Origin of the sequence: Longivirga aurantiaca (assembly GCF_042660085.1) — a bacterium.
GTDB classification, from domain to species: domain Bacteria; phylum Actinomycetota; class Actinomycetes; order S36-B12; family CAIYMF01; genus Longivirga; species Longivirga aurantiaca.
Genome location: NZ_JBHSTI010000008.1, coordinates 2,149,936 through 2,175,636, shown reverse-complemented (window position 1 = coordinate 2,175,636; position 25,701 = coordinate 2,149,936). Strand labels below are relative to the sequence as shown.

Below are 25,701 nucleotides of genomic sequence, written 5' to 3'. Positions count from 1 at the left end.
CAACGGGCGGTGCCAGGCTGGAGACGGCTGTAAGGGGTGCGACATGAGTCGGGCTTCAGCGGTTGTCCGTCGTACGTCCCTGCTGGGGGCGGCTGCTCTCGCTGTCGGTGGCCTCCAGCTGCCCATGGCGACGCCGGCATGGGGCCTCACCGCCGTCACGGGCGACGCGTGCACGATCATCGGCACACCCGGCGACGACGTCCTCATCGGTACCGACGGCCCGGACGTCATCTGCGGCCGAGGCGGTAGGGACAACGTGCGCGGCGGGGCGGGGGACGACGTCATCGACCTCGTCCGCTCGGACGGTCTTGCCTACGGCGGCGCCGGCAACGACCGCCTGTACGGCGGGGTTCGGGCCGCCACGGTCTACGGCGGCGACGGCGACGACGTGCTCGTGGGCACGGGCGCCCATGCCACCTTGAGGGGCGAGGCCGGCGCTGACGTGCTGCGGCAGCGCGCGTCGACCGGCTTGGTCCTCGGTGGCCCCGGCGACGACACCCTCTACGCGAGCCCGGCCGGATCCTTCCTCGACGGCGAACAAGGCGCCGACCGGCTCGTCGGCTCGACCGGAGCGGACGAGCTGCACGGAGGTCTCTTCAGCGACGAGCAGGACGGTCCCGATCTCATCTCGGGAGGCGCGGGGAACGACCGCCTGTGGGGCCGCGGGGGCGACGACAACCTGGACGGCGGACCCGGCGACGACCGGCTGATGGGCGACATCGGCGACGACGTGCTCGTGGGCGGCCCCGGCGCCGACCTTCTGCTCGGCGGCTACGGCGCCGATGTCGTGTCGGGCGGTACCGGCGTCGACACCGTGTCCTACGCAGGCCGCGACTATCCCGTCACGATCACGCAGGACGCCGTCGCCGACGACGGCCGTGCCGGCGAGGGCGACAGCGTGCCCTCCGACGTCGAGGTGCTGATCGGGAGCGACGCCGGTGACCTCATCGTCGGCGGTGCCGGCGCTCAGAGGCTGGAGGGCGGCAGGGGCGACGACGTGCTGGACGGCGGCCCCGGCAGCGACACCTTCGTCGGCGGCAAGGGCCTCGACGAGGTCACGTACGTCCACCGGGGGGTCGCGATCGTGGCGAGCCTCGACGGGGTGCGCAACGACGGCGCGGCCGGCGAGCTTGACCTGATCGGGACGGACGTCGAGACCGTGACCGGTGGATCTGCGGCCGACCGCCTCTCGGGCGGCAGCGGCGACGACGAGCTCCGCGGCGGACCCGGCGCGGACATCCTGATCGGCGGCCCCGGCCGCGACACCGCGACGTACTCCGAGCGGACGAGCCCGGTAACGGCCGACCTGGCCGGCGACTCCGACGACGGCGAGCCCGGTGAGCGCGACAAGATCTCGACGACGATCGAGGTCCTTGTGGGTGGCTCGGCGGGGGACACCCTGGTCGGCAGCGGCAGGGCCGATGTGCTGCTCGGCATGGGCGGTGACGATCGGCTCCTCGGCGGCGCCGGGCGTGACCGGATCTCGGGGGCCGAGGGGACGGACGTGGTCGTGGGCGGGGCAGACCTCGACCTGTGCGACAAGCCTGACGCCGGGGAGGCGCCCTCGGGCTGCGAGCTGCAGATGGACGTCCCCGTCGAGAAGGCCGTCGTGATCACCGGGAAGCTCCTCACCAGGACCGATGGGCCCGTCGCGGGCGTGACGCTCGCCCTGACCAACGACCAGGACCCGACATACCTCAGCACGTCGGTGACGGCCTCCGACGGCAGCTACCGGCTCGTCGGCGTTCCGACGTCCCTGTACACGGCCACGCCGTCGTTCTGGCCGCTGCGGCTCACAGTCCGCCGCGACGGCGTCCTTCCGGGCACGTGGGCCCACCTGCCCGGGGTGTTCTCCGTCCGTAGCGTCCCGCTGGGCGTGGACGATGCCACGAACCCGCCGGAGGGGTCGGACGTGGTGTGGACGCTGCGACCCGAACAGGTGTCGGTCGCCGTCACCGTCCTCGACCGGCTCGGCGACCCCGTGCCGGGCTGCCTCGTGTCGACGGCGTCCTCGAGGGTGGAGGGGGACCTGATGCCAGGGCTCCTCGGACTGGGCACGCAGACCCCCTTCCTCGGGGCGAGGACGACGGGAACCACGGGCACGATGACGATGTGGGCCCTGCCCACGCGGGAGCTCACCGTGAACGTGGACTGCGACACGCCCCGCCTGACTCTGCACAGCCACCGCACCATCGTCGCGATCGAGTCCCGCGACTACGTGGTGCGGCCGTAGACCCGCTGTCCCCAGGGCGGTCACGGGCCGTGTCGTCCACAGCCGGGCGCGATGACGACGGCCAGGCGCGGGTGGGAGCGGCCGAGCATGCGGCGTGCTGCCCCGCCCGCGACCCCGCCCCGACCCGGACGCAGTCCGTGAGCGGCTCCGAGCGCTCGCCGCGGGCGGGGCAGCGCCGACCGATCCTGGCTCCCCACGGGCGCCGCGCTGGCTGATGCCCCCCGCGGTGAAGCCTGTGCTCCTCACGATCGGCGCGACGGCACTGGCCGCGTGGCTGCTCCTGCGCACGGTCACCGGCGGTGCGCCCACCCCCGTGGCACTGGTGCCGGGCACGCCGGTGCCCGTCGCGTCCGGGTCCGTCGCCCCCTCGACCTCGCCGACCCCGCAGGCCGACCTCGTCGTCCATGTGGTCGGCGAGGTGAAGAAGCCGGGCCTCGTGCGGCTGCCGCCGGGATCCCGGGTGTCCGATGCGATCGAGGCTGCGGGCGGGTTGCGCAAGGGCGGCAGCTCGGGCGGCCTCAACCTCGCGCGCGTGCTCGTGGACGGCGAGCAGGTCGACGTCGCCCACGACTCCGCCACCGCACCGCCGGGCGCAGGAAGCTCGGGCGGTGGCGTGCCGGCCGGGCCGGTGAACCTCAACACCGCCACGATCGACGACCTCGACACCCTTCCGGGCGTGGGGCCGGTGATGGCCGGGCGCATCCTCGACTGGCGCACCCAGCACGGCCGATTCGCCTCGGTCGACCAGCTGCGCGAGGTCTCGGGCATCGGCGAGCGCACCTTCGAGCGGCTCTCCCCGCTGGTGACCGTGTGACGCCGTGGGTCACGCGGCCGGTCGTCGCCGCGGCGGCGGTCTGGGCCTCGGCCGCCCTCGTCGCCGCCTCCGCACCGTCCGGACCGCTGCCGGCACCAGCGCTGGTTGCCGTCATCGGGTCGGCAGCGGCGGCGACCGGTCTGCTGGCGTGGTGGTACGGCCTCGTGGAGGCGTCCGACCTCGTGGTCGTGCTCGCCCTGGTCCTGCTGTCGGCAGGAGTCGCCGCCTGGCGGGTCGGTCCGCTGCTCGACGGCCCGCTCGCCATCGCGGCGGCCGAGAGGTCGTTCGTCCGCGCGGAGGCGGTCACCACCGGAGACCCGCGCGTGCGCGACGGCCGCACGTCGGGCTCCCGGCGTACCGACGACGCGTGGGTGGTGGACGCCGCGCTCGTGACGGCGACGATCGCGGGGCAGGGGCGGGTGCTCGATCTGCCTGTCCAGATCATCACGGGTGGCGACGCGGCCTCGGCGGCCGTCGCAGGTCTCCTGCCGGGGACGACGGTCGAGCTCACCGGCCGGGTCCTGCCCGCCGATGCCCGCCGGGGCAGGGCGGCCACGATCGTGGCCGAGCAGGTCACAGTCGTGCGCGGACCGCCGCCCGTGCAGGTCGCGGCCGGCGCCGTCCGCGAGTCGTTGCGGCAGTCGGTCTCCGCCCGGTCGGCCGACGTCCGCGGCCTGCTCCCGGGTCTCGTCGTCGGCGACACCGCGGCGCAGGGCCCGGAGCTCGAGCAGGCCATGCGCGACTCCGGCCTCGCCCACCTCACGGCCGTGAGCGGCGGCAACGTCGCGGTGGTCGTGGCCGTGGTCGTGGTGCTCGGCCGGCTCGTCGGCCTGCGCCGCGGCGGCGTGCGGCTGGTCGTGGTCGCGCTCGCGGTGGCGGCGTACGTCGTCGTCGCGCGGCCGCAGCCGTCGGTGCTCCGGGCTGCCGCGATGGCCGCGGTGGTCCTGGTGGCGCTGCTGCTCGACCTTCGGGTGCGCCCCGTCGACGTGCTGGCCGCTGCGGTGGTGGGGCTCGTGCTGCTCGACCCGTTCCTCGCCGTGTCCGTCGGCTTCGCGATGTCGGTGGCGGCGACCGCCGCGCTCATCGTCATCGCTGCCCGTGCCGCCCCGGCGCTGCGGGCCGGTCCGTGGTGGAGCCGTGCCGCGCGCGCGGTCGGCGCTCTGGTCGTGGTGAGCGCCGCCGCCCAGCTGGCGGTCGCGCCGCTCGTCGTGGGCATCGGCGGTGGGGTGCCGGTCGGCGGGGTCGTCGCCAACCTGCTCGCCGAGCCGGCCGTGGCGCCAGCGACCGCGCTCGGGCTGATCGCGGCCGTGGTCGGCCTGGTGTCACCAGCCGCGGCGTCGGTGCTCGCCGTCCCCGCCGGCTGGGCGGTCTCGTGGATCGCGATCGTGGCCCGCCAGACCTCGTTCGTGGCCGGGAGCCTGCCGTGGCCGTCGGGCTGGGCGGGCGCGGCGTCGATCTCCGCGGTCATCGGGCTCGCCGTCGTGGGCGCGTGGCTGGCGCGCCGGCACGGCGGCCCGGGGCTGCGGGCTGCGCTGGCCGTGGGCGCGGCCGTCGCGGTGGTGGTCGCCGTGGCCCCCGTGCCGGTCGTGGTGCCGGGTGCCCTGTCGTGGCCGCCGAGCGGCTGGCGCGCGGTCATGTGCGCCGTCGGTCAGGGAGACGCGCTCGTCCTCAGGGTCGGGGCCGGTGAGGCCGTCGTGGTCGACACCGGGCCGGACCCGTCGCTGGTCGACCGGTGCCTGCGCCGGCTCGGCGTGGTCCGTGTGCCGCTCGTGCTGCTCACGCACTTCCACGCCGACCACGTCGAGGGCCTTCCAGGCGTGCTCCGCGGGCGGGCCGCCGGCGTGGTCGTCACCTCGCCCCTGGACGACCCGCCGGGGGAGGATCGGCGGGTACGGCGCTGGCTCGGGGGCTCGGGAGCCTCCCTGCGGGTCGCGGCGCCCGGTGACGAGTGGCAGGTCGGTTCCGTGCACCTGCGGGTCGTCTGGCCGACGCGGTTCATCCGGGGCCAGGGGTCGGACGCCAACAACGCCAGCGTCACCGTGCTCGCCGAGGTCGACGGCATCACGTTCGCGCTCGGCGGCGACCTCGAGGAGGCGGCGCAGGACGCCGTGCTCGCGGAGACGCCCGTGATTCCCGTCGACGTCGTGAAGGTTCCGCACCACGGCTCGCGCTACCAGTCGCCGGCTTGGGCGAGCGCCTTCCGGCCTCGGATCGCGCTCATCGGTGTCGGCGTCGACAACGACTACGGCCATCCGGCCCCGGACACCGTGGCGGCCTACCAGGCGGTGGGCGCGGTGGTCGGTCGCACCGACCTCGACGGCGACCTCGCCGTCGTCCTGGACGACACCGGCGCCCTCGCCCTCCTGCGCCGCGGCACGTGACCAGGAGCGCTGCGGTGTCGGGCCGACGTGAGAGGCTGACGCCGAGATGCCGCCCGCCAAGAAGTCCGCCGCCCCCAAGGCCGCGGCCACCACCACGCCCGAGATCGACGCCGCGCGCCACCGGGCCGTCGTCGCCGTGGGCGCGGAGGACTTCCTGGCCGAGCGCGTCGTGACCGCCGTCCTGGCCGCGGCCCGCGCCGACGACCCCACGATCGAGCGGCGCGATGTGGATCTGGCCTCGGAGTCCGGCCTCGGCGACCTCGTCGAGGCGTGCTCGCCCAACCTCTTCGGCGACGCAGCCGTGGTGGTGGCCCGGGGCGCCGAGAGCGCCGACGACCGCATGGTGGCCGCACTGCTCGAGGCTGCCGAGACGGGCGAGGTGCGCGTCGTGGTGCTGCACCCCGGCGGGGTGAAGGGGCGCAAGATCGTCGATCTGCTCGCCGCGGGCGGGTTCGTCGTGGCCCCGTGCGAGAAGGCCAAGGGCCGCGCGGTCGACGACTTTGTCGCCCGCGAGCTGCACGCCGCCAAGCGCAAGGCCACCCCCGAGGCGGTCGAGGCGCTGCGCGTCGCGATCGGCGACGACCTCCGGTCGCTGTCCGCCGCCTGCGCCCAGCTCGTCAGCGACGTTCAGGACGACCCGCTCACGCCCGAGTCCGTGGCGGTCTACTACGACGGCGTTGCCGACGTGCCGGGCTACCTCGTGTCCGACGCCGTGCTCGGCGGCCGTGCGGTCGAGGTGCTCCGCCGTACCCGCTGGGCCCTGGCCAACGACGCCGGCGCCGGCCCGGCCCTGTCGGCCGCGGTGGCCGGGGGAGTGCGCGGCCTCGCCCGGGTCGCCTCCGCGCCGCGCGGCGCGTCCGAGGCCGACGTCGCCCGCGAGGCCGGGGTGCCGCCGTTCAAGGTGCGCACCCTGCGCGAGCAGGCCGGTCGCTGGCACCCCGCAGCGCTCGCCGCGGCGCTGGTCGAGATCGCCAAGGCCGACGCCGCCGTCAAGGGGCGCTCGGTCACCGGCCGCAGCATGAGCGACGAGGGCCTCGACCGCGACCAGGGCACCTACGTGCTCGAGAGCACCCTGCTGCGCGCGGTCCGCAACCGCTCGCGCTGAGGTCGTACGTCCCGGCACCGCCGAGCAACGCGAGAGGGCGCCACCCCAGCGGGGTGGCGCCCTCTCGGACGTGGTGCGCGCGTCAGGCGTTGGCGACCGCGGCGGCGCGGCTGGAGATCGCCGACTTGCGGTTGGCGGCCTGGTTCTTGTGGATGACACCCTTGCTCGCGGCCTTGTCCAGGGCGCGGGTCGCCTGACGGGCGAGCTCCTCGACCTGGGCGGCGTCGCCGGCGTCGGCGGCGGCGTGGAACTTGCGCACGGCAGTCTTGAGGGCCGACTTGGTCGACTTGTTGCGCAGGCGCGCAGCCTCGTTGGTGCGGTTGCGCTTGATCTGCGACTTGATGTTCGCCACGGTGCCTATCGCCTTCGTCGGTGTCGTCAGGACGCCGGTGGGCGATCCTGAGGTGGAGCCAGGTCTGGTTGGTGCGTCGGCGCGCGTGCGGACAGCGCGCACAAACGACACGCCAGAGTACCCGGCAGCGGGTCCCGGGGCCAAATCCGGTCCGGACGGCGACCCGCCCCTCCGAGCCCCGCCCGACGGCACCGAAACCGCAGGTCAGCGGCGTACGCCGACCCTGCACGCCGGCCCGCGGCGCCGGACGTGCCAGCACGGGCGTGCGGCGGGCGCAGCCCCGCGGACGTGGGACGATGGTGCCCGCGCCTCGTGCGCCGCCCCAGGCGGCCGGAGGGCGCCCCCGAACCCGACCCGAGGACGACCAGAGCACCGTGGCCCAGACCGACCCTGCGAAGCCCGGATGGACCGACTCCGAGTCCATCCGGAACTTCTGCATCATCGCCCACATCGACCACGGCAAGTCGACCCTGGCCGACCGCATGCTGCAGGTCACCGGCGTGGTCGACGCCCGCCACATGCGCGCCCAGTACCTCGACCGCATGGACATCGAGCGCGAGCGCGGCATCACCATCAAGAGCCAGGCCGTCCGCCTGCCCTACACGGCGTCCGACGGCACGCGCACCACGCTCAACCTGATCGACACCCCGGGCCACGTCGACTTCACCTACGAGGTCTCCCGCAGCCTCGCCGCGTGCGAGGGCGCCGTGCTGCTCGTCGACGCCGCCCAGGGCATCGAGGCGCAGACCCTCGCCAACCTCTACCTGGCCCTCGAGAACAACCTCGAGATCATCCCGGTGCTCAACAAGATCGACCTGCCGGCCGCTCAGCCCGAGAAGTTCGCGGCCGAGCTCGCGCACATCATCGGCTGCGACCCCGACACCGTGCTCAAGGTCAGCGCCAAGACCGGGCAGGGCGTGACCGAGCTGCTCGACGAGGTCGTACGCCGCGTGCCCGCACCGGTCGGCGACCCCAAGGCGCCGGCCCGCGCGATGATCTTCGACTCGGTCTACGACACCTACCGCGGCGTCGTCACCTACGTCCGCGTGATCGACGGGCGCCTCTCGACCCGCGAGCGCATCCAGATGATGAGCACCGGCGCTGTTCACGAGATGCTCGAGGTCGGCGTCATCAGCCCGGAGCCGGTGCCCAGCGACGGGCTCGGCGTGGGTGAGGTCGGCTACCTCATCACCGGCGTGAAGGACGTGCGCCAGTCCCGTGTCGGCGACACCGTCACCTCGCAGCACAGGGGAGCCACCGAGGCCCTCGGCGGCTACCGCGACCCCAAGCCGATGGTGTTCTCGGGCCTCTACCCGATCGACGGCTCCGACTACCCGATCCTGCGCGACGCCCTCGACAAGCTGAAGCTCAACGACGCGGCGCTGGTCTACGAGCCCGAGACGTCCGTGGCGCTGGGCTTCGGCTTCCGCGTCGGGTTCCTCGGCCTGCTGCACCTCGAGATCGTGCGCGAGCGGCTCGAGCGCGAGTTCAACCTCGATCTGATCTCCACCGCGCCCAATGTCGTCTACCGGGTGGTGATGGACGACGGCAAGGAGATCGTCGTCACCAACCCGAGCGAGTTCCCCTCGGGCAAGATCGCAGAGGTCCACGAGCCGGTTGTCCGGGCCACGGTGCTGGCTCCGAGCGAGTACATCGGCGCGATCATGGAGCTGTGCCAGTCGCGCCGCGGCACGATGCTGGGGATGGACTACCTGTCCGCCGACCGCGTCGAGCTCCGCTACACCATGCCGCTGGCCGAGATCATCTTCGACTTCTTCGACGCCCTGAAGTCCAAGACCCGCGGCTACGCCTCGCTCGACTACGAGACCACGGGCGAGCAGGACGCCGACCTCGTCAAGGTCGACATCCTCCTGCACGGCGAGCCGGTCGACGCGTTCTCCTCGATCGTGCACAAGGACAAGGCCTACGCGTACGGCGTCTCGATGGCCTCGCGTCTGAAGGACCTCATCCCGCGGCAGCAGTTCGAGGTGCCGATCCAGGCCGCCATCGGCGCCCGGATCATCGCCCGCGAGTCGATCCGCGCCATCCGCAAGGACGTGCTCGCCAAGTGCTACGGCGGCGACATCACCCGCAAGCGCAAGCTCCTCGAGAAGCAGAAGGAGGGCAAGAAGCGCATGAAGATGGTCGGCCGCGTGGAGGTGCCCCAGGAGGCGTTCATCGCCGCGCTCTCGACCGACGAGTCGGCCGTCAAGCCCAAGTAGGGCACCGTCCGGTCAGGTCTCCTTAACTCGCCGGTAACAAAGTCTGGCCTCGCGCCGGTCGGCACGGCAGAGTGGGTCCCACAACACGCCAGGCCGACGGGAGCCCCTGCTAGGGGAGCCCTCGCCGACCAACCGGAGGGACCCCCAGAGTGTCCGAGACCACCGAGCCCCTCGCCCCGAGCGCCGGCCGCACCACCACCGGCCCCGAGCCCATGCCCGAGCCCGCCGCCTCGCTCGGCCGGCTGTTCTTCGACCGGGTCGCCGCCGACCCGGCCCGCGAGGCCTTCCGCGCCCCCACCGCCGCCGGCGGCTGGGAGTCCTGGAGCTGGGGCCGCAGCGGCGAGCGGGTCACCGAGCTCGCCGCAGGCCTGCTCTCGCTCGGCCTGCAGCCCGAGGACCGGGTGGCCATCGCCAGCAACACCCGCCTCGAGTGGATCTTCTTCGACCTCGCGATCATGGCGGCGGGCGGCGCGACCACCACGGTCTACCCGAGCACAAACGCCGACGACGTCGCCTTCATCCTCAGCGACTCAGGCTCGCGGATCGTCATCGCCGAGGACGCCAAGCAGCTCGGCAAGCTCAACGACCAGCGCGGTTCGATCCCGGCCGTCGAGAAGGTCGTGCTCATCGACACGACCGGCGTCGACCTCTCCTCGCGCGGGGACGACTGGGTCATCACCTCCGACGACCTCGCCGGCCGCGGTCGTGCCCTGCTCGACTCCGACGCGGACGCCGTGACCCGCGCGACCGACGCGGTCCGCCCCGAGAGCCTCGCCACGCTCATCTACACCTCGGGCACCACCGGGCGCCCCAAGGGCGTCGAGCTGACCCAGAGCAACTGGACGTACGAGGCGGCCTCGATCGAGGGCCTCGGCCTCCTGCGCCCCGACCAGCTGCAGTTCCTGTGGCTGCCGCTCTCGCACTCGTTCGGCAAGGTGCTGCTCTCGGCGCAGCTGCAGATCGGCTTCACGAGCGCCGTCGACGGCCGCGTCGAGAAGATCGTGGACAACCTCGCACTCCTCAAGCCCAACTTCATGGCCGGCGCCCCGCGCATCTACGAGAAGGTCTACGCCCGCGTCGTGTCGATGCAGGCGGCCGAGGGCGGCGCCAAGGAGAAGATCTTCAACTGGGCGATCGGCGTCGGCCACCAGTACGCCGAGGCCAAGCGCAAGGGCAGCGTGTCGCCGATCCTCGGCGCGCAGCACGCCATCGCCGACAAGCTCGTCTTCTCCAAGGTGCGTGCCCGCCTCGGCGGCAACATCGAGTACCTGGTGTCGGGCTCGGCCGCGCTGTCCAAGGACGTCGGCTCCTGGTTCGAGGCCGTCGGCCTCGAGCTGCTCGAGGGCTACGGCCTCACCGAGACCTCCGCAGGCTCGGTGGTCGGGCGCCCCGGCAAGAACCGCGTCGGCACCGTCGGCCTGCCGTTCCCCGGCACCACGGTGAAGATCGCCGACGACGGCGAGATCCTGGTCAAGGGCGGCGGCGTCATGCGCGGCTACTACAACCTGCCCGAGGCGACGTCCGAGATGCTGATCGGCGACGGCTGGCTCGCAACCGGCGACATCGGCGAGATCGACGACGACGGCTACGTGCGCATCACCGACCGCAAGAAGGACCTCATCAAGACCTCGGGCGGCAAGTACATCGCCCCCGGTCTCATCGAGGCGCGGTTCAAGGCGCTGTGCCCGCTGCTGGGCAACGTCATCGTGCACGCCAACAACCGCAACTACGCCACGGCGCTCGTCACCCTCGACCCCGACATCACGGCGGGCTACGCCGAGGCCCACGGCATCGCGGGCGGTCCGGCCGAGTGGGCCAAGGACCCGGCCGTCGAGAAGGAGGTCCGCGACGCCATGGCGGAGCTCAACAAGGGCCTCAACCGGTGGGAGACGGTCAAGGACGTGCGCATCCTGCCGCGCGACCTCTCGATCGAGGACGGCGAGCTGACCCCGTCCCTGAAGATCAAGCGCAAGGTCGTCGAGACGTCGTTCGCCGACGTCCTGGAGTCGATGTACCCGAACAAGTAGTCCCGCGACGACGAGGCCCCGGTCGATCCGACCGGGGCCTCCGCGCGTCCGGGGTATGCGCGCACGACGTAGGGTCGGCGCGTGCCGTCACTGCCGCCCGAGGGTGATCCCGCGCCGCTCGACGGCCACCTGCCGGCGTCGGCGCTCGCCGGGATCGGCTCGCGGCCGTTCGGCTTCTACGTGCACGTGCCGTTCTGCGCGACGCGCTGCGGCTACTGCGACTTCAACACCTACACGGCCGAGGAGCTCGGCCCCGGCGTGAGCCGGTCGACGTACGCCGACCAGGCGGTGGCCGAGGTCCGGCTCGCCCGGCGCGTGCTCGGCGACGTCGACCTGCCCGTGGAGACGGTGTTCGTCGGCGGCGGCACCCCGACGCTGCTGCCGGCCGGCGACCTCGGCCGCATCCTGGGAGCGATCCGCGACGAGTTCGGGCTCGCGCCCGGCGCGGAGGTGAGCACCGAGGCCAATCCCGATTCCGTGACGCCCGAGTCGCTCGCGCAGCTGCGCGCCGACGGCTTCACCCGCATGAGCTTCGGCCTGCAGAGCACCGCGCAGCACGTGCTGCAGGTGCTCGAGCGCACCCACACTCCTGGCCGGTCGGTGGCGGCGGTGGGCGAGGCGCGCGCGGCCGGGTTCGAGAACGTCAACGTCGACCTCATCTACGCCACGCCCGGGGAGACCGAGGCCGACTTCGCCTCGTCGCTCGACGCCGCGATCGGCTCCGGCGCAGACCATGTCTCGGCCTACTCGCTGATCGTCGAGGACGGCACCCGCCTCGCCGCTCGTGTGCGGCGGGGCGAGATCGCCGGCGTCGACGACGACGTCGCGGCCGACCGATACCAGCAGGCCGACGCTGCCCTGACCGCTGCCGGGTTCGGCTGGTACGAGGTGAGCAACTGGGCGAGACCGGGCGGCGAGTGCCGGCACAACCTCGGCTACTGGCGCGGCGACGACTGGTGGGGCGTCGGTCCCGGCGCCCATGCGCACGTCGGCGGCGTGCGGTGGTGGAACGTCCGCCACCCCGCGGCGTACGCCGGTCGCATCACCGCCGGCGAGAGCCCGGCCGAGGCGCGCGAGCAGCTCAGCGCGGACGACGTGCGTGTGGAGCAGGTGCTGCTCCGCGTCCGGCTCGCCGAGGGCCTGCCCCTCGACCTGCTCGACCGTGCCGGTCGCGCCGTCGCGGTGCGTGCGGCGAGCGACGGTCTCGCCGACGCCGGCTCCCTCGGTGCGGGTCGCCTCGTGCTGACGCTGCGCGGGCGCCTGCTCGCGGACGCGCTGGTGCGCGACCTCCTCCGATAGCGCGCACAACGGGTCGAGGCCCGCCCCGCGGATGCGGAACGGGCCTCGACGAGGTGCGTGAGGACTACTTCACCAGGCGCAGGGCGAGGGGGTAGCGGTAGGTCTCACCCTTGTTGGCCGCGAGGCCGCCGAGGATGCAGAAGACGATGTTGACGATGCCGAGGGCCGCCCACAGCAGGATCCCGATGCCGACGATCGAGAGAACGCCAGCGATGACGTAGCCGATGATCAGCGTGATCTGGAAGTTGAGCGCCTCCTTCGACTGGTCGTCGACGAACGCGGAGCGCTTGCCCCACACGAGCATCGCGATCAGGCCGGACAGGAAGCCGATGAGGATGCCGCCGAGGTGGGCGAGCATCGCGAACGTGCGCTCGTCGCTGGGCGACAGCGGCTGGTCGCCGGCCGGCGGCAGCGGTGCCGCGGGGGGCGGGGGCGGGGGAGGAACGTCGCCGGGGGGCGGCGGGGTCTGGTCGGACACGGTGTCTCCTTGGTGGTCGGTGGGCATCGCCCGGTCAGGGGGCGACGGTCTCGTTCTGGAGCGTGCGGTAGGCGTGGACGGTGAACAGCGCCGAGAACGGCAGCGTCACCAGGGTGAGGAGCCCGAAGGTGAAGGGCAGGCTGCCGAGGATCGAGGCCAGGATGTTGACGATGGCCACGAGCACGACGGCGCCGAAGTTCTGGGTGACGAGGCGGTAGCTGTTGCGGAGCGCCTCACCCACGCCCTGACCCTTGTCGAGCGCGAAGAACGGCGCGAAGAGGAACAGGAAGATCACTGCGACGCCGGGCAGGATGCAGAGCGCGAGCCCGACGACGGTGGCGATGCCGTAGACGATCGCGACGACGATGTAGGGCACGAGGTTCTCGCCGGTCGTGAGCATGTCGAACGACGGCTGCGTGCCCTGCGAGCGACGCAGCGCAGCACGGTAGACGCCGATCGAGGCGAGCCAGGCGAGGACGCCGAAGACCACGCCGAGCACGAGGGTGAGGCCGAGGCCGGCGAACACGCCACCGGTCGTGGTGCCGCTGTTGTTGTTGATGACCCGGCTGATGATCGTCTGGGCCGCGTTGAGCGCGAAGACGATGGCCGCCAGGCTGATCCAGATGCCGATGTTCTCCTGGAACTTCGCGACCGCCCAGCTGAACGCCGAGCCCACGGTGTCACCGGCGCCCGGCCCTGCGGGCGGAGCCGGGGGCATGGGCGGCGGGGGCGGAGGCGGCGGGGTGCCGCCGCCGAAGACCGGGTCGTTCGAGGCTGCGGGCTGCTCTCCGAAGATCGGGTCGTCCCCCGGGGGAGTGGGGTTCTGGTCGGACATAGGGCCCTCCTCGGGCGGTCGATCGCGAGCGGCCACGTTCGGCTCGCCACGACCGTAGCGGCCCTGCGTGACGCAGAGGGGGACGCGGGATCGGACGTTCGTACGGTGTCGCCCGGTCAGCGCACGGAAGTTCAGCGCTGCGTGACTGTGCAATCACGCAGTGACGACGTCGATGAGCTCCTCCACGCGGGCGAGCAAGGTCGGCTCGAGGTCGGCGTACGAGCGCACGTGGCCCAGCAGCCAGCGCCACCCGTCGGCGACGTCCGCCGGGGTGGAGTGCGGTCGTCCGAGCGCTGCGAGCACGCCCTCCTTCCACGGCTGCCCCTTCGGCACGACCGGCCACGCGTCGATGCCGAGGACCTGCGGACGGATCGCCTGCCAGACGTCGACGTACGGGTGGCCGAGGACGACGACGTGCGGGCTGTGCAGCCGGCGCACCTCGTCGGCGATACGCGTCTCCTTCGACCCGGGCACGAGGTGGTCGAGCAGCACACCGATGCGACGGTCCTTGCTCGGGCGGAAGGCGGTGACCGTGGCGAGGAGGTCGTCGGCGCCGTGCAGCGGCTCGACCACGACACCCTCGACGCGCAGGTCGTGGCCCCACACCTTCTCGACGAGCTCGGCGTCGTGGAGGCCCTCGACCCAGATGCGCGACTCACGGGCCACGCGCGCCCGTGCGCCGGCGACGGCGATCGAGCCGGACGCCGTGCGCGTGGGGCCGCTCGGGGCCGCGACGGCCGGCCGGACCAGGGTGACGGTCTCGCCGTCGAGGAGGAAGCCGGCCGGACGCAGCAGGAACGGGCGGCGCAGCCCCTTGCGGTCCTCGAGCACCACCGCGATGCCGGTGGGGCCCTTGTCGAACCCGACCACCGCGCCGCAGAAGCCGCTGATGGCGCACTCGACGACGAGGTCGGTCTCGGCCCCGACCTCGCGCACGACCTTCCTGCGCGGGGCGTGCGGGTCGGACGACAGCACGTCGCGGCCGTAGCGGTCGTTCGGGCTGGGCGTCATGCGGGCACGTCCTCGTCCTTCGCGGCCTGCCACCGGCGGCCGAGCACCCACACGCCCCACACGGCGACGCCGGTGAGGATGAGCCAGGTGAGGACGCCGCTGAGATGGACCTGCTGCTGGGTCGGGGCAGGGAGGCGCCCGGACTGCAGGAGCGAGGTCTGCCACTCGGACGCCGTGAACACCCACGTGAAGACCGCCGCGAGGCCCCCGGCCATGTCCCAGAGCGCGTGCAGGCCGGACATCGCGAGGTAGGTGAGGACGAGCTCGCGGCTGAGGCGGAAGCGGCCCGTCGCCTGCGCCGAGGCGAAGAGCGCGCCGCCGAGGACGGCGGTCCAGAGCCCGTGGCCGACGGGGGAGAGCACGCTGCGCAGCACCTCGATCTCGAGCAGTGCGCGCAGGTCGTAGCCGTCGAGGCTGACGAGGGCGTTGAAGGCGTAGCCCGCGGTCTCGAAGGCCGCGAAGCCGAAGCCCACCGCCGCGCCGAGGATCATGCCGTCGCGCCGCGTGTGCCGGGTCATCTCGCGCGCGACCCACCAGAGCGCGGCGAGCTTGGCCGCCTCCTCGATGAGTCCGACGCCGGCGTACATGAGCAGGGGTCGGCCGCCGGTCAGCAGCGCGGTCTCGATCACCGAGGCGAGCAGCACCCCGAGGACGCCGCCGACCACGAATGCCTTGAGCACCAGTGTCGGGGAGAGGGAGCTGCCGGCGCGCGTCTCGAACGCCCAGAGCACGAACGTGGTGGGCACGAGGAAGCTGCCGAGCAGGATCACCGTCGGGAGCAGGGTCGGGTTCTCGGTCCAGTACGTGACGACCGCCGACGCCACCCACAGCGCGAGGCCGACGACGAACCAGCTCCGCCACGCCGCCCGCCGCACCCGCGTCGTCGTCCCCTCGCTCACTCCCGCTCCTCCGTCGCACGATCTGGTTCGCGATGAAGGGGGCCTTCGTCGCTCAGAGCGCAACAATTCCGGCCTTCACGGCCGGGCCCCGATCGCCGTCGAGCCTAGGCTCCGCGGCGCCGTGATCCCCGGACCCGCCGCCGACCCGGCGCGCTCGGGGCGTGCCGCGGGCGGCTTCGACGTAGACTTGGCACTCGTCCAGCGGGAGTGCCAGCGGAGGTGAGCAGTGGTCGAGGATCGCCGTCTCGCGGTGCTGCGCGCCATCGTCGAGGACTACGTCGCCACCCACGAGCCCGTGGGATCGCGCTCCCTGGTCGAGCGCCACTCGCTCGGCGTCAGCCCCGCCACGATCCGCAACGACATGGCGGCGCTCGAGGAGGAGGGGCTCATCGCGCAGCCCCACACGAGCGCCGGCCGCGTGCCCACCGACCAGGGCTACCGCGTCTTCGTCGACCGCCTGAGCCAGGTCAAGCCGATGTCGGCCGCCGAGCGCCGGGCGATCGGCTCGTTCCTCGACGGCGCCGTCGACCTCGACGACGTCATGCAGCGCTCGGTGCGCCTGCTCGCGCAGCTGACCCGCCAGGTCGCGCTCATCCAGTACCCCTCGCTCACGCGCTCGCACGTGCGGCACATCGAGCTCGTCGGCCTCGGGCCGTCGCGCGTGCTGCTCGTGCTCATCGCCGACACCGGCCGCGTCGAGCAGCGCGTGGTGGAGACCGGCGTCGCGATGACCGACGACCTCCTCGGGCGTCTGCGCGGCCGGATCCTCGAGCGTGTCACCGGCCAGCGCCTGGTCGACGTCGCCGACCGCGTGTCCGACCTGCCCGAGCAGTTCGCCTCCGACGAGCGCCCCGCCGTCACCGCGGTGGTCGCGTCGCTGCTCGAGACGGTGGTCGAGCGCCACGAGGAGCGCGTGATGCTGGCGGGCACCGCCAACCTCGCCAAGTTCGGGGAGGACTTCACCGGCACCGTGCGTCCGGTGCTCGAGGCGCTCGAGGAGCAGATGGTGCTGCTGCGCCTGCTCGGCGAGAGCCGCACCACCGACGTCCTCAGCGTGCGCATCGGCCACGAGAACGAGGTCGAGGGCCTGTCCGCCACATCGGTGGTGACGGTCGGGTACGGCCTGGGCGACGACGTCGTCGCGCAGCTCGGCGTCGTCGGCCCCACCCGCATGGACTACCCCGGCACGATGGGCTCGGTCCGCGCGGTCGCGCGGTACGTCGGGCGCATCCTGACCGAGCAGCAGTGACTCCCTCCGCACGAGCCTGACCCCGACGAGAGAACGCGAGACCGTGGCCACCGACCTGTACGCCGTCCTGGGCGTCGCGCACGACGCGACCCCCGAGGAGATCAAGCGCGCCTACCGCAAGCTGGCGCGCGAGCTCCACCCGGACGTGAACCCGGACCCTGCGACCCAGGACCGGTTCAAGGAGGTCACCGCGGCGTACGAGGTGCTGTCGGACGCCGACAAGCGCCAGATGTACGACCTCGGCGGCGACCCGCGCGGCGGGGCGGCCGGCTTCGGCGGCGGCCAGGGCTTCGGCTTCGGCGACATCATGGACGCGTTCTTCGGCACCCAGGCGCGCGGCCCGCGCTCGCGCCGCAGCCGCGGCAAGGACGCGCTCATCCGCCTGCAGGTGGATCTCGCCGAGGCGACCTTCGGCGTCACGCGCGAGCTCACCGTCGACACCGCCGTGGTCTGCGGCTCGTGCTCCGGCGCGGGCACGGCCCCGGACACCCAGGTTGTCACCTGCACGATGTGCCAGGGGCGCGGCGAGGTGCAGTCGGTGCAGCGCTCGTTCCTCGGGCAGGTCATGACCTCCCGCCCGTGCCCGCAGTGCCAGGGCTTCGGCACGCTCATCCCGCACCCGTGCCCCGAGTGCTCCGGCGACGGCCGCGTGCGCACGCGCCGCACGATCACCGTGAAGGTGCCGCCGGGCGTCGACACCGGCACGCGCATCCAGCTGTCGGGCGAGGGCGAGGTGGGCCCGGGCGGCGGTACCCCGGGCGACCTCTTCCTCGAGGTGGTCGAGACGCCGCACGAGATCTTCTCGCGCCAGGGCGACGACCTGCACTGCACCGTGACGCTGCCGATGACCTCGGCGGCCCTCGGCACAGCCGTCGACCTCGAGACCCTCGACGGGCTCGAGCGCATCGAGGTCAAGCCCGGGACGCAGTCCGGCCAGACCGTGACGCTGCGGCAGAAGGGTGTCGCGCACCTGCGCGGATCCGGCCGCGGCGACCTGCACGTGCACGTCGACGTCGCGACGCCGACCAAGCTCGACGCCCAGCAGGAGGAGCTGATCCGTCAGCTCGCGACGTTGCGTGGCGAGTCCGCAGCCACCACGACCGTGCAGGCCGGGCGCGTCGAGCAGAGCGGCCTCTTCTCGCGCCTGCGCGACGCGTTCAACGGCCGCTGAGCGCGCGATGACCGCGCCGTTCTTCCTCTCCGACGCCGGTGTGCCGCGCCAGGAGGGCGCAGTCGTGGTGCTCGAGGGCGCGGAGGGGCGGCACGCGGTCTCGGTGCGCCGCATCACCGTGGGCGAGACGGTGCTCGTCGGCGACGGCTTCGGCACGGTCGTCGAGGCCGAGGCGATCGGCGTGGTCGGACGCGACCGGCTCGAGGCACGCGTCGTCTCCGTGGTCGTGCACGAGCCGCCGTCGCCGCGCGTCATCGTCGTCCAGGCCCTGCCCAAGGGCGAGCGTGGCGACCTCTCGGTCGAGCTGCTCACCGAGGTCGGGGCCGACGTCGTCGTGCCGTGGTCCGCGTCGCGGTCGGTCGCGGTTTGGAAGGGCGAGAAGGCCCAGCGCGGCGTGGAGAAGTGGCGCACGACCGCCCGCGAGGCGGCCAAGCAGTCGCGCCAACCGTTCGTGCCCGAGATCGACCCGCTCGCGACCACGGCGGAGGTCGTCGCGCTGGTGTCGGCGGCGGTCGGGTCGGGCGGGACGGCGCTGGTGCTGCACGAGGCAGCCTCGCTGCGGATGTCGTCGATCAGGCTCCGGAGCACGGGCGACGTCGTGCTGGTCGTCGGGCCCGAGGGCGGCATCTCCGACGACGAGAAGGCGGCGTTCGAGGCGGCCGGCGCGCTGTCGGCCCGGCTCGGCCCGTCGGTGCTGCGTACCTCGACTGCCGGCGCGGTGGCCGCAGCCGTCGTCCTCGCCAGCTGCGGCCGCTGGGACTGACCCGGCTCGTCTCGGCGATCTGCCCCCGGTTCCGTCGCTTCCCGAGGCGTTCGGTCGTGTCTTCACGACCGATCCGGGGGCAGATCCCCGGGCCGTGAGCCACGATGGTGCGAGGCAGCCACGCTGATCAGGGGGACAGGGGGAGCAGTCATGGGTTGGGTCATCCTGGGAGTTGTTGTCGCGGTCTTCGTCTGGCTGTGGATGAAGGCCAGCCGCAGCCCGCGGACCGGCCTGGACACGGCGTACGAGGTCGAGACCGACCAGCTCGGCAAGCACGGCCCGCGGCGCGGCGGCGGCCCGATGTAGGACGCCGCCGCCCACGGACTGCCGGCACCGCACCTGGTGGGTGCAGGATGCGGGGCATGGAGCTGTGGGAGGCGCTGAGGCGCCGCACGTCGGTCAGGTCGTACTCGCAGGAGCCGGTGCCCTCCGACGTCCTCGAGCGGGTGCTCGACTCCGTGCTGCGCGCGCCGTCGGCCGGCTTCACGCAGGGGAACGAGTTCCTGGTCATCTCCGACCCCGCCGAGATCGCGTGGTTCTGGGCGACGATCGACGACCCGACCAACGCACGCACCGCTGACGACACCGCGCTGCTCGCGCCGGTCGTCGTGATCCCGCTGGCGCACAAGGCGGCGTACCTCGCGCGCTACTCCGCGCCCGACAAGCAGGAGTTCGGCCTGTCGGACGAGGAGAAGTGGCCGGTGCCCTTCTGGTACGTCGATGCGGGGATGGCCTCGATGTGCATCCTCCTGGCCGCCGTCGACGAAGGCCTCGGCGCCTGGTTCTTCGGGTTCTCCGAGGGCGAGGCGGCCGTGCTCGAGCACTTCGGGGTGCCGCCGCAGTTCCGTCCGGCCGGCGCGATCGCCCTCGGGTACGCGGCCGAGACCGACCCGCTGTCGGTCGGCTCGTCGGCCCGCACGCGCCGTCGGCGTACGACCGACGAGCTCACGCACCGCAACGGCTGGTGACGAAGGGGGCCTTCAGCTCGGCCGTGAAGGCCGACGTCGTTGCGCTCCGAGCAGCGAAGGCCCCTACTGGGCGAGGCCTTCGGCCATCCTCGCCCAGCGGGGGCCCTCCCCTCATCGTCAGGGATCAGAACTGCTTGATGAGGGCGCCGACCTGGGCGGCGGCCTCGGGGGTGTTCGGCAGGTCGGGGTGCGCGGTGGCGGTGTGCATCTGCAGGTGCTGCAGCAGCTCGTCCTTGGTCTCGGTGGCGAACGATCCGGGGCAGGGGGCGCCGGCGTCGGCGCAGGCGAACGAGTAACCCATGGTGTGCTCCCTTGCTGGACGGTGGTGGCCCGCCTGCGTCCCTCGTCGCCGTCGGGCCCCTGACACCTCAAGGACGAACGGCGAGCCGCCAGAAGGACCCCGTCCGCCTTCACGTTGCGGCTGCTCTCGACGGGAGTCCACACGGGCGGGTGGCTAGCCTGGAGCCGTTGCCTCCGGGAGGGGGTTCGCCATGACGCGCGAGCCGACCCACAGCGCGCTCCACGCCCAACGGTCCGTCTGGTTCCGCCGTACCTGCTGCGTCTCGGTGACGGCTCTGATCGCCCTGGGGCTCGTCGCCACGGCTCCCGCCCATGCCGACGTGGTGCGTGCGGTCACCGGCGACGTCTGCACGATCGTGGGCACCGACGCCGCATCCGAGCGGATCGAGGGAACCGAGGGCGACGACGTGATCTGCGCCCTCGGCGGCCAGGACGTGGTCCTGGCCGGAGCCGGCGACGACATCGTCGACGCGACGGCGGGCTCGGGCGGGTACCTGTACGGCGGGTTCGGCGACGACGTCCTGCTGGCCGGCCCCGGCGACGACGTCCTCGAGGGGCAGCAGGGCGACGACACGCTCTACGGGAACGACGGCCGGGACTACCTCGTCGGCGGCTACACCGAGGACTTCTGCTGGGGCGACGGCATGGTCGTCATGTGCACGCCGACCGACACCGGGTACGACCGTCTCTACGGCGGCCCCGGGAACGACATCCTCAACGGCACCGAGGGCCCGGACCTCCTCAGGGGCGGCGACGGCGACGACCGGCTTCAGGGCGACGCGATCATCGCGTACACCCACAAGGACGGTCCTGATGTGATGTACGGCGATGCAGGGAACGACCGGCTCGTGGGCGACGGCGGCGACGACAGCCTGTACGGCGGGGCGGGGGACGATTCCCTGCACGGCATGGCGGCTGCGGACCGGCTCGACGGGGGCGACGGTGCCGACAGGATCTTCGGCGATGACGGCGACGACGTGCTGATCGGCCACGACGGCGACGACCGGCTGCTCGGCGGGCCCGGCCAGGACAAGCTGCACGGCGGCGTGGGCAGCGACACCTTCGACGGGGGAACGGGTCGCGACTGGGTCTACTACACGTGGAGCCCGTCCGCGGTCCGAGTCAGTGTGGACGAGATGCGCGACGACGGGGTCGCGGGGGAGCTGGACCTCGTGCGGTCGACGGTCGAGAACGTGATGGGCGGGGGCGGCGACGACGTCCTCGTCGGCTCGGCGAGCCGCAACGTGCTCTGGGGGATGGGCGGCGACGACTCCCTCCTCGGTGGGGCCGGCGACGACGTCCTCCGTGGCGGCTCCGGGGCTGACGTGCTGCTGGGCGGCCCCGGCCGCGACTGGTGCCAGGGCGATCCTCTGGACCGCCTCTGGATGTGCGAGCCGGTCGCCTGAGTCAGCCGACCCGGCGTACGGGCGCGTCATCGCGCTGTCGGGCAGGCAGACGCAAGACTGTCGCCATGACCTCCGACGAGCGCGGCCCGAGCATCCAGCAGCGGCTCTTCGCGGACCTGCCCTGCTTCGGCTGCGGGCCCTCCAACGACAAGGGGCTGCGCCTCGCGAGCTACCCGGCGGACGACGGCAGCGGTGCCGTCGCGTCGTTCACACCCTGGCCCGAGCACGACAACGGCCTCGGCTTCCTCAACGGCGGCATCATCGGCACGGTCCTCGACTGCCACAGCGCAGCGGCCGTGATGCTCGAGGCCGAGCGGCAGGGCTGGCCCCCGCTTCCGGGCGCGGCTCTGTCGTACGTCACGGCAGGGCTCGACGTGCGCTACCTGCGTCCGGCGCCGCTGCGCGAGCCGGTCCTGCTGCGCGGGGTCGTGGTCGAGGCGGGGGAGGACCAGATGACCGCTGAGGTCGAGCTGATCCACGACGACAAGGTGCGCGCCACGGCGACCGCGGTGTGGAAGCGCTGGCGGCCGCGCACGTGAGCGCGCCGGTCGGCTAGCGTCGGTCGCATGAGCGACTGCCTGTTCTGCCGCATCGTGGCCGGCGAGATCCCCTCGACCGTGGTGCTCGAGACCGACGAGGTGCTCGCGTTCCGCGACATCGCCCCGGCCGCGCCGACGCACGTCGTCGTCGTGCCGAAGGAGCACCACGTGGACGTCGTGGCCCTCACCGCGACCGACCCCGACCTCGCCGGGCGCCTGCTCGCAGCGGGTGCTGCCGTCGCCGCGCAGGAGGGCCTCGGCGAGGGCTTCCGGCTGGTGTTCAACACAGGGGCGCACGCCGGCCAGACCGTCTTCCACCTGCACCTGCACGTGCTCGGCGGCCGTCCGATGTCCTGGCCGCCCGGCTAGACCGAGGGGGAACCGGGGCGCCGCGTACGCCGCCCCGCCGTACGATGGGACCTCCAACGACCACGACGACGAAGGGCAGTCACGGCCCGAGAGGCCGACCCATGACCCCTATCACCACCGCCACCGACATCACGACGACGATCGTGATCCCGGCGTCCCTCGACATGGTCAGCATCCTGGGGTCGGGCGACGAGCTCGTGCGCACGGTCGAGCGGGGCTTCCCCGAGGTCGACCTGCACGTGCGCGGCAACCAGTTCACGCTCACCGGCGCCGCCGCCGAGGTGGCGCTGGTCGACCGTGTCGTCGGCGAGATGCTCGCGATCGTCCGCACCGGCCAGGGGCTCACCGCCGACCAGGTCGAGCGCCTCATCACGATGCTGCGCGAGAGCGACGCCCCGCGCCCCGCAGACATCCTCACCGCCAACATCCTCTCGAACCGCGGCCGCACGATCCGGCCGAAGACGCTGAACCAGAAGAAGTACGTCGATGCCATCGACGAGCACACGATCACGTTCGGCATCGGCCCGGCCGGAACGGGCAAGACCTACCTCGCGGTCGCCAAGGCCGTGCAGGCGCTGAACACCAAGGCCATCACCCGGATCATCCTCACGCGCCCGGCGGTCGAGGCGGGCGAGCGGCTCGGCTTCCTGCCGGGCACGCTGAGCGAGAAGATCGATCCCTACCTCCGCCCGCTGTACGACGCGCTGCACGACATGATCGACCCCGACCTCATCCCGCGGCTCATGACCAGCGGCACGATCGAGGTGGCGCCCCTCGCGTACATGCGCGGACGCACGCTCAACGACGCGTTCATCATCCTCGACGAGGCGCAGAACACCTCGGCCGAGCAGATGAAGATGTTCCTCACCCGCCTTGGGTTCAACTCCACGATGGTCGTCACCGGCGACACCACGCAGGTCGATCTCCCGAGCGGCACTGCGTCCGGCCTCAAGGTGGTCGAGTCGATCCTCGAGGGCATCGACGACGTCGCCTTCTGCCGCCTGCACAGCCAGGACGTCGTGCGCCACAAGCTCGTCGGCAAGATCGTCGATGCCTACGCCCGGCACGACGCCGAGCAGCACGAGACCGCGCAGAAGGCCGAGCGCCCCGCGCGCCGGACGCGCCGGATCTAGGGGCGCGGCATGAGCATCGAGGTCGTCAACGAGACCGACGTCGCGATCGACGTCGACTCCCTCGAGGCGCAGGCCCGCTTCACCCTCGGCCGGCTGCGCATCCACCCGCAGGCGGATCTGTCGGTCGTGCTGATCGACGAGGCGGCCATGACCGACCTGCACGTGAAGTGGATGGACGAGCCGGGCCCCACCGACGTCATGTCGTTCCCGATGGACGAGCTGCGTCCGACCAAGGACGACGAGGAGCCCGAGGAGGGCCTGCTCGGCGACGTCGTCATCTGCCCGCAGGTGGCTGCGAAGCAGGCCGAGGCCGCGGGCCACCGCCTCGAGGACGAGGTCGCGCTGCTGCTGACCCACGGGATCCTGCACCTGCTCGGCTACGACCACGCCGAGCCCGAGGAGCACGCCGAGATGTTCGGGCTGCAGGCCCGGCTGCTGGCGGAGTGGGTGGCCCTCGCCGCCGGAGACCGATGACGGCCGAGGGCTGGTCGCTCTTCGTCGCGGCCGTGCTTGTCGTGCTCGCGGCCTTCCTCGTCGCGGGCGAGACCGCGTTCGGCCGCGTCTCGATCGCCCGGGTCGACGAGCTCCAGCGCGAGGGCGAGGCGGGCGCCGTGCGCCTGCGCGTGCTGCTCGACGACCGTGCCCGCTACGTCAACGTGCTGCTGTTCCTGCACACGCTGCTGTTCGTCTCGGCGACGGTGCTCGTCACCCGCGCCTTCCTCGAGCTCGTGCCCGGCGACGTGTGGTGGCGGCTCGTCGCGTCGGCGCTCGTCATGGTGGTGCTCGGGTTCGTCGCGCTCGGCGTCGCGCCGCGCACCCTCGGCGTCCAGCACGCCGACCGCATCGCGCTGCGCACGGCCGGTCTGGCACGCGCCCTCGCCGTCCTCCTCGGCCCGATCACCAGCCTGCTCATCCTCGTCGGCAACGCGCTCACGCCGGGCCGCGGCTTCAAGCGCGGGCCGTTCGCGTCGCAGGCCGAGCTGCGCGAGCTCGTCGACCTCGCCGGCGCGAGCGACCTCATCGAGGACGACGAGCGCCAGATGATCCACTCGGTCTTCGAGCTCGGCGACACCACGGCCCGCGAGCTGATGGTGCCCCGCACCGAGATGGTGTTCGTCGAGACCACCAAGACCCTGCGCCAGGCGATCTCGCTCGCGCTGCGCAGCGGCTTCTCGCGCATCCCCGTCGTCGGCGAGAACGTCGACGACATCGTCGGCGTGGTCTACCTCAAGGACCTCGTACGTCGGACCTTCGAGCACCACGAGGCGGAGAACAGCGAGCGGGTCGCGAGCCTGATGCGATCGGTGTTCATGGTGCCTGACAGCAAGCGCGCCGACGACCTGCTGAGGGACATGCAGGCCGCCCGCACGCACCTGGCGGTCCTCGTCGACGAGTACGGCGGCACCGCCGGCATCGTCACGATCGAGGACGTCGTCGAGGAGATCGTCGGGGAGATCGCCGACGAGTACGACACCGAGGTGCCCGAGGTCGAGAAGCTCGCGCACGGCTCCTACCGCGTGCACGCGCGCATGCACGTCGACGACTTCGCCGACCTCGTCGGCATCGACATCGACGGCGAGGAGGAGGGTGTCGACACCGTCGGCGGCCTGCTCGCCCTGCGGCTCGGCCGCGTGCCGATCCCGGGTGCCCGCATCACGGTCGACGGCTGGGACCTCACGGCGGAGTCTGCCGCGGGCCGGCGCAACCGGATCGGTACCGTGCTCGCGGAGCCGGTGGTGCCGGTGGAGGACGACGACGAGGACGAGGGCTCCGATGGCTGACCAGATCGCGGCGGGCACGCCGGCCGCCGACCTGCCGGCCGAGGACGCCAAGCTCGCGACCCTCGCGCGCGGCGCGCGCGGACGCGTCGGTGCGGCGGAAGGTGCTGCGGTCCGCGACGAGACCGGCCGCACCTACTCGGGCGCCACCGTCGCCCTCGGCTCGCTTGCGCTCTCGGCCTTGCGGCTCGCCGTCGCGCAGGCTGCGGCGTCCGGCGCGCGCGGCCTCGAGGCGGCCGTCGTCGTACGCCGGGACGCCGACCTCGACGCGCTCGACGTCGAGGCAGTGCGCGACCTCGGCGGACCGGGCGTGCCCGTCGTCGTCGTCGGCACGGACGCCGTCGTCCTCGCCGTCGTCACGACCTGACG

Annotated in this window: 25 protein-coding genes; 19 read left to right on the top strand and 6 right to left on the bottom strand. The window is 72.8% G+C overall.

Going from position 1 to position 25,701, the window contains the following annotated elements; genetic code table 11:
• Positions 1-43: 43 nt before the first annotated feature.
• The 4 genes from ACFQGU_RS14380 to holA all read left to right on the top strand — a co-directional run bounded on the left by ACFQGU_RS14380 (position 44) and on the right by holA (position 6,533).
• Positions 44-2,233 (top strand): hypothetical protein, encoded by a 2,190-nt coding sequence (locus ACFQGU_RS14380; RefSeq protein ID WP_386767817.1) that lies wholly within the window; start codon positions 44-46, stop codon positions 2,231-2,233.
• Positions 2,234-2,459: 226 nt separating this feature from the next.
• Positions 2,460-3,047 carry a helix-hairpin-helix domain-containing protein gene (locus tag ACFQGU_RS14375; RefSeq protein ID WP_386767815.1) on the top strand — a complete coding sequence of 196 codons (588 nt, stop codon included), beginning with the start codon at positions 2,460-2,462 and terminating at the stop codon, positions 3,045-3,047.
• Complete coding sequence (locus ACFQGU_RS14370) at positions 3,044-5,428, top strand: ComEC/Rec2 family competence protein (protein WP_386767813.1); 2,385 nt, start codon at positions 3,044-3,046, stop codon at positions 5,426-5,428. Before ACFQGU_RS14375 ends, ACFQGU_RS14370 begins: the two co-directional genes overlap by 4 nt.
• A gap of 46 nt (positions 5,429-5,474) precedes the next feature.
• Positions 5,475-6,533, top strand: a complete 1,059-nt coding sequence (gene holA, locus ACFQGU_RS14365) for a DNA polymerase III subunit delta (RefSeq protein ID WP_386767811.1) — start codon at positions 5,475-5,477, stop codon at positions 6,531-6,533.
• Between the two features lie 82 nt (positions 6,534-6,615).
• Here holA and rpsT read toward each other — a convergent pair whose 3' ends face one another.
• Positions 6,616-6,885: a 30S ribosomal protein S20 gene (gene rpsT, locus ACFQGU_RS14360; protein WP_386767809.1), complete on the bottom strand. Its 270-nt coding sequence runs from the start codon at positions 6,883-6,885 to the stop codon at positions 6,616-6,618.
• Positions 6,886-7,259: 374 nt separating this feature from the next.
• Between rpsT and lepA the strand changes: the two genes are divergently transcribed.
• The 3 genes from lepA (at position 7,260) to hemW (ending at position 12,433) form a co-directional block, all read left to right on the top strand.
• Positions 7,260-9,107 carry a translation elongation factor 4 gene (gene lepA / locus ACFQGU_RS14355; protein ID WP_386767807.1) on the top strand — a complete coding sequence of 616 codons (1,848 nt, stop codon included), beginning with the start codon at positions 7,260-7,262 and terminating at the stop codon, positions 9,105-9,107.
• Between the two features lie 212 nt (positions 9,108-9,319).
• The gene (locus ACFQGU_RS14350; protein ID WP_386768303.1) at positions 9,320-11,134 is read left to right on the top strand and encodes an AMP-dependent synthetase/ligase; all 1,815 of its coding nucleotides are present in this window, start codon (positions 9,320-9,322) and stop codon (positions 11,132-11,134) included.
• A gap of 81 nt (positions 11,135-11,215) precedes the next feature.
• A complete protein-coding gene (hemW, locus tag ACFQGU_RS14345; protein ID WP_386767805.1) occupies positions 11,216-12,433 on the top strand; it encodes a radical SAM family heme chaperone HemW in 1,218 nt (405 codons plus the stop codon).
• A 64-nt stretch (positions 12,434-12,497) separates the two neighbouring features.
• Here hemW and ACFQGU_RS14340 read toward each other — a convergent pair whose 3' ends face one another.
• The 4 genes from ACFQGU_RS14340 to ACFQGU_RS14325 form a co-directional block, all read right to left on the bottom strand.
• Positions 12,498-12,911 (bottom strand): DUF4870 domain-containing protein, encoded by a 414-nt coding sequence (locus tag ACFQGU_RS14340; RefSeq protein ID WP_386767803.1) that lies wholly within the window; start codon positions 12,909-12,911, stop codon positions 12,498-12,500.
• A gap of 34 nt (positions 12,912-12,945) precedes the next feature.
• On the bottom strand, positions 12,946-13,746 hold the full coding sequence (locus ACFQGU_RS14335) for a hypothetical protein (RefSeq protein ID WP_386767801.1): 801 nt from the start codon (positions 13,744-13,746) through the stop codon (positions 12,946-12,948).
• 153 nt (positions 13,747-13,899) lie between these two features.
• On the bottom strand, positions 13,900-14,757 hold the full coding sequence (locus ACFQGU_RS14330; protein WP_386767799.1) for a DUF3097 domain-containing protein: 858 nt from the start codon (positions 14,755-14,757) through the stop codon (positions 13,900-13,902).
• Positions 14,754-15,656 (bottom strand): PrsW family intramembrane metalloprotease, encoded by a 903-nt coding sequence (locus tag ACFQGU_RS14325; RefSeq protein ID WP_386767797.1) that lies wholly within the window; start codon positions 15,654-15,656, stop codon positions 14,754-14,756. The genes ACFQGU_RS14330 and ACFQGU_RS14325 overlap by 4 nt, the downstream gene beginning before the upstream one ends.
• A gap of 226 nt (positions 15,657-15,882) precedes the next feature.
• Between ACFQGU_RS14325 and hrcA the strand changes: the two genes are divergently transcribed.
• From hrcA to ACFQGU_RS14300, 5 genes are all read left to right on the top strand, one after another.
• Complete coding sequence (hrcA, locus tag ACFQGU_RS14320) at positions 15,883-16,905, top strand: heat-inducible transcriptional repressor HrcA (protein ID WP_386767795.1); 1,023 nt, start codon at positions 15,883-15,885, stop codon at positions 16,903-16,905.
• A 43-nt stretch (positions 16,906-16,948) separates the two neighbouring features.
• On the top strand, positions 16,949-18,076 hold the full coding sequence (dnaJ, locus tag ACFQGU_RS14315; protein WP_386767793.1) for a molecular chaperone DnaJ: 1,128 nt from the start codon (positions 16,949-16,951) through the stop codon (positions 18,074-18,076).
• Positions 18,077-18,083: 7 nt separating this feature from the next.
• Positions 18,084-18,839 (top strand): 16S rRNA (uracil(1498)-N(3))-methyltransferase, encoded by a 756-nt coding sequence (locus tag ACFQGU_RS14310; protein ID WP_386767791.1) that lies wholly within the window; start codon positions 18,084-18,086, stop codon positions 18,837-18,839.
• 150 nt (positions 18,840-18,989) lie between these two features.
• Positions 18,990-19,145 (top strand): hypothetical protein, encoded by a 156-nt coding sequence (locus ACFQGU_RS14305; protein WP_386767789.1) that lies wholly within the window; start codon positions 18,990-18,992, stop codon positions 19,143-19,145.
• A 56-nt stretch (positions 19,146-19,201) separates the two neighbouring features.
• Positions 19,202-19,807, top strand: coding sequence for a nitroreductase family protein (locus tag ACFQGU_RS14300; RefSeq protein WP_386767787.1), 606 nt, complete (start codon positions 19,202-19,204; stop codon positions 19,805-19,807).
• A gap of 124 nt (positions 19,808-19,931) precedes the next feature.
• Here ACFQGU_RS14300 and ACFQGU_RS14295 read toward each other — a convergent pair whose 3' ends face one another.
• Positions 19,932-20,108, bottom strand: coding sequence for a DUF1059 domain-containing protein (locus ACFQGU_RS14295; RefSeq protein WP_386767786.1), 177 nt, complete (start codon positions 20,106-20,108; stop codon positions 19,932-19,934).
• A 190-nt stretch (positions 20,109-20,298) separates the two neighbouring features.
• Here ACFQGU_RS14295 and ACFQGU_RS14290 point away from each other — a divergent pair, with 190 nt between their 5' ends.
• From ACFQGU_RS14290 to ACFQGU_RS14260, 7 genes are all read left to right on the top strand, one after another.
• Positions 20,299-21,513, top strand: coding sequence for a calcium-binding protein (locus tag ACFQGU_RS14290; protein WP_386767784.1), 1,215 nt, complete (start codon positions 20,299-20,301; stop codon positions 21,511-21,513).
• Positions 21,514-21,578: 65 nt separating this feature from the next.
• The gene (locus tag ACFQGU_RS14285) at positions 21,579-22,052 is read left to right on the top strand and encodes a PaaI family thioesterase (RefSeq protein WP_386767782.1); all 474 of its coding nucleotides are present in this window, start codon (positions 21,579-21,581) and stop codon (positions 22,050-22,052) included.
• 27 nt (positions 22,053-22,079) lie between these two features.
• Positions 22,080-22,421, top strand: coding sequence for a histidine triad nucleotide-binding protein (locus ACFQGU_RS14280; protein ID WP_386767780.1), 342 nt, complete (start codon positions 22,080-22,082; stop codon positions 22,419-22,421).
• Positions 22,422-22,522: 101 nt separating this feature from the next.
• Positions 22,523-23,554, top strand: coding sequence for a PhoH family protein (locus ACFQGU_RS14275; RefSeq protein ID WP_386767778.1), 1,032 nt, complete (start codon positions 22,523-22,525; stop codon positions 23,552-23,554).
• 9 nt (positions 23,555-23,563) lie between these two features.
• On the top strand, positions 23,564-24,028 hold the full coding sequence (ybeY, locus tag ACFQGU_RS14270) for an rRNA maturation RNase YbeY (RefSeq protein ID WP_386767776.1): 465 nt from the start codon (positions 23,564-23,566) through the stop codon (positions 24,026-24,028).
• Positions 24,025-25,335, top strand: a complete 1,311-nt coding sequence (locus ACFQGU_RS14265; RefSeq protein ID WP_386767774.1) for a hemolysin family protein — start codon at positions 24,025-24,027, stop codon at positions 25,333-25,335. Before ybeY ends, ACFQGU_RS14265 begins: the two co-directional genes overlap by 4 nt.
• Positions 25,328-25,699 (top strand): cytidine deaminase, encoded by a 372-nt coding sequence (locus ACFQGU_RS14260; RefSeq protein WP_386767772.1) that lies wholly within the window; start codon positions 25,328-25,330, stop codon positions 25,697-25,699. Before ACFQGU_RS14265 ends, ACFQGU_RS14260 begins: the two co-directional genes overlap by 8 nt.
• Positions 25,700-25,701: the final 2 nt, after the last annotated feature.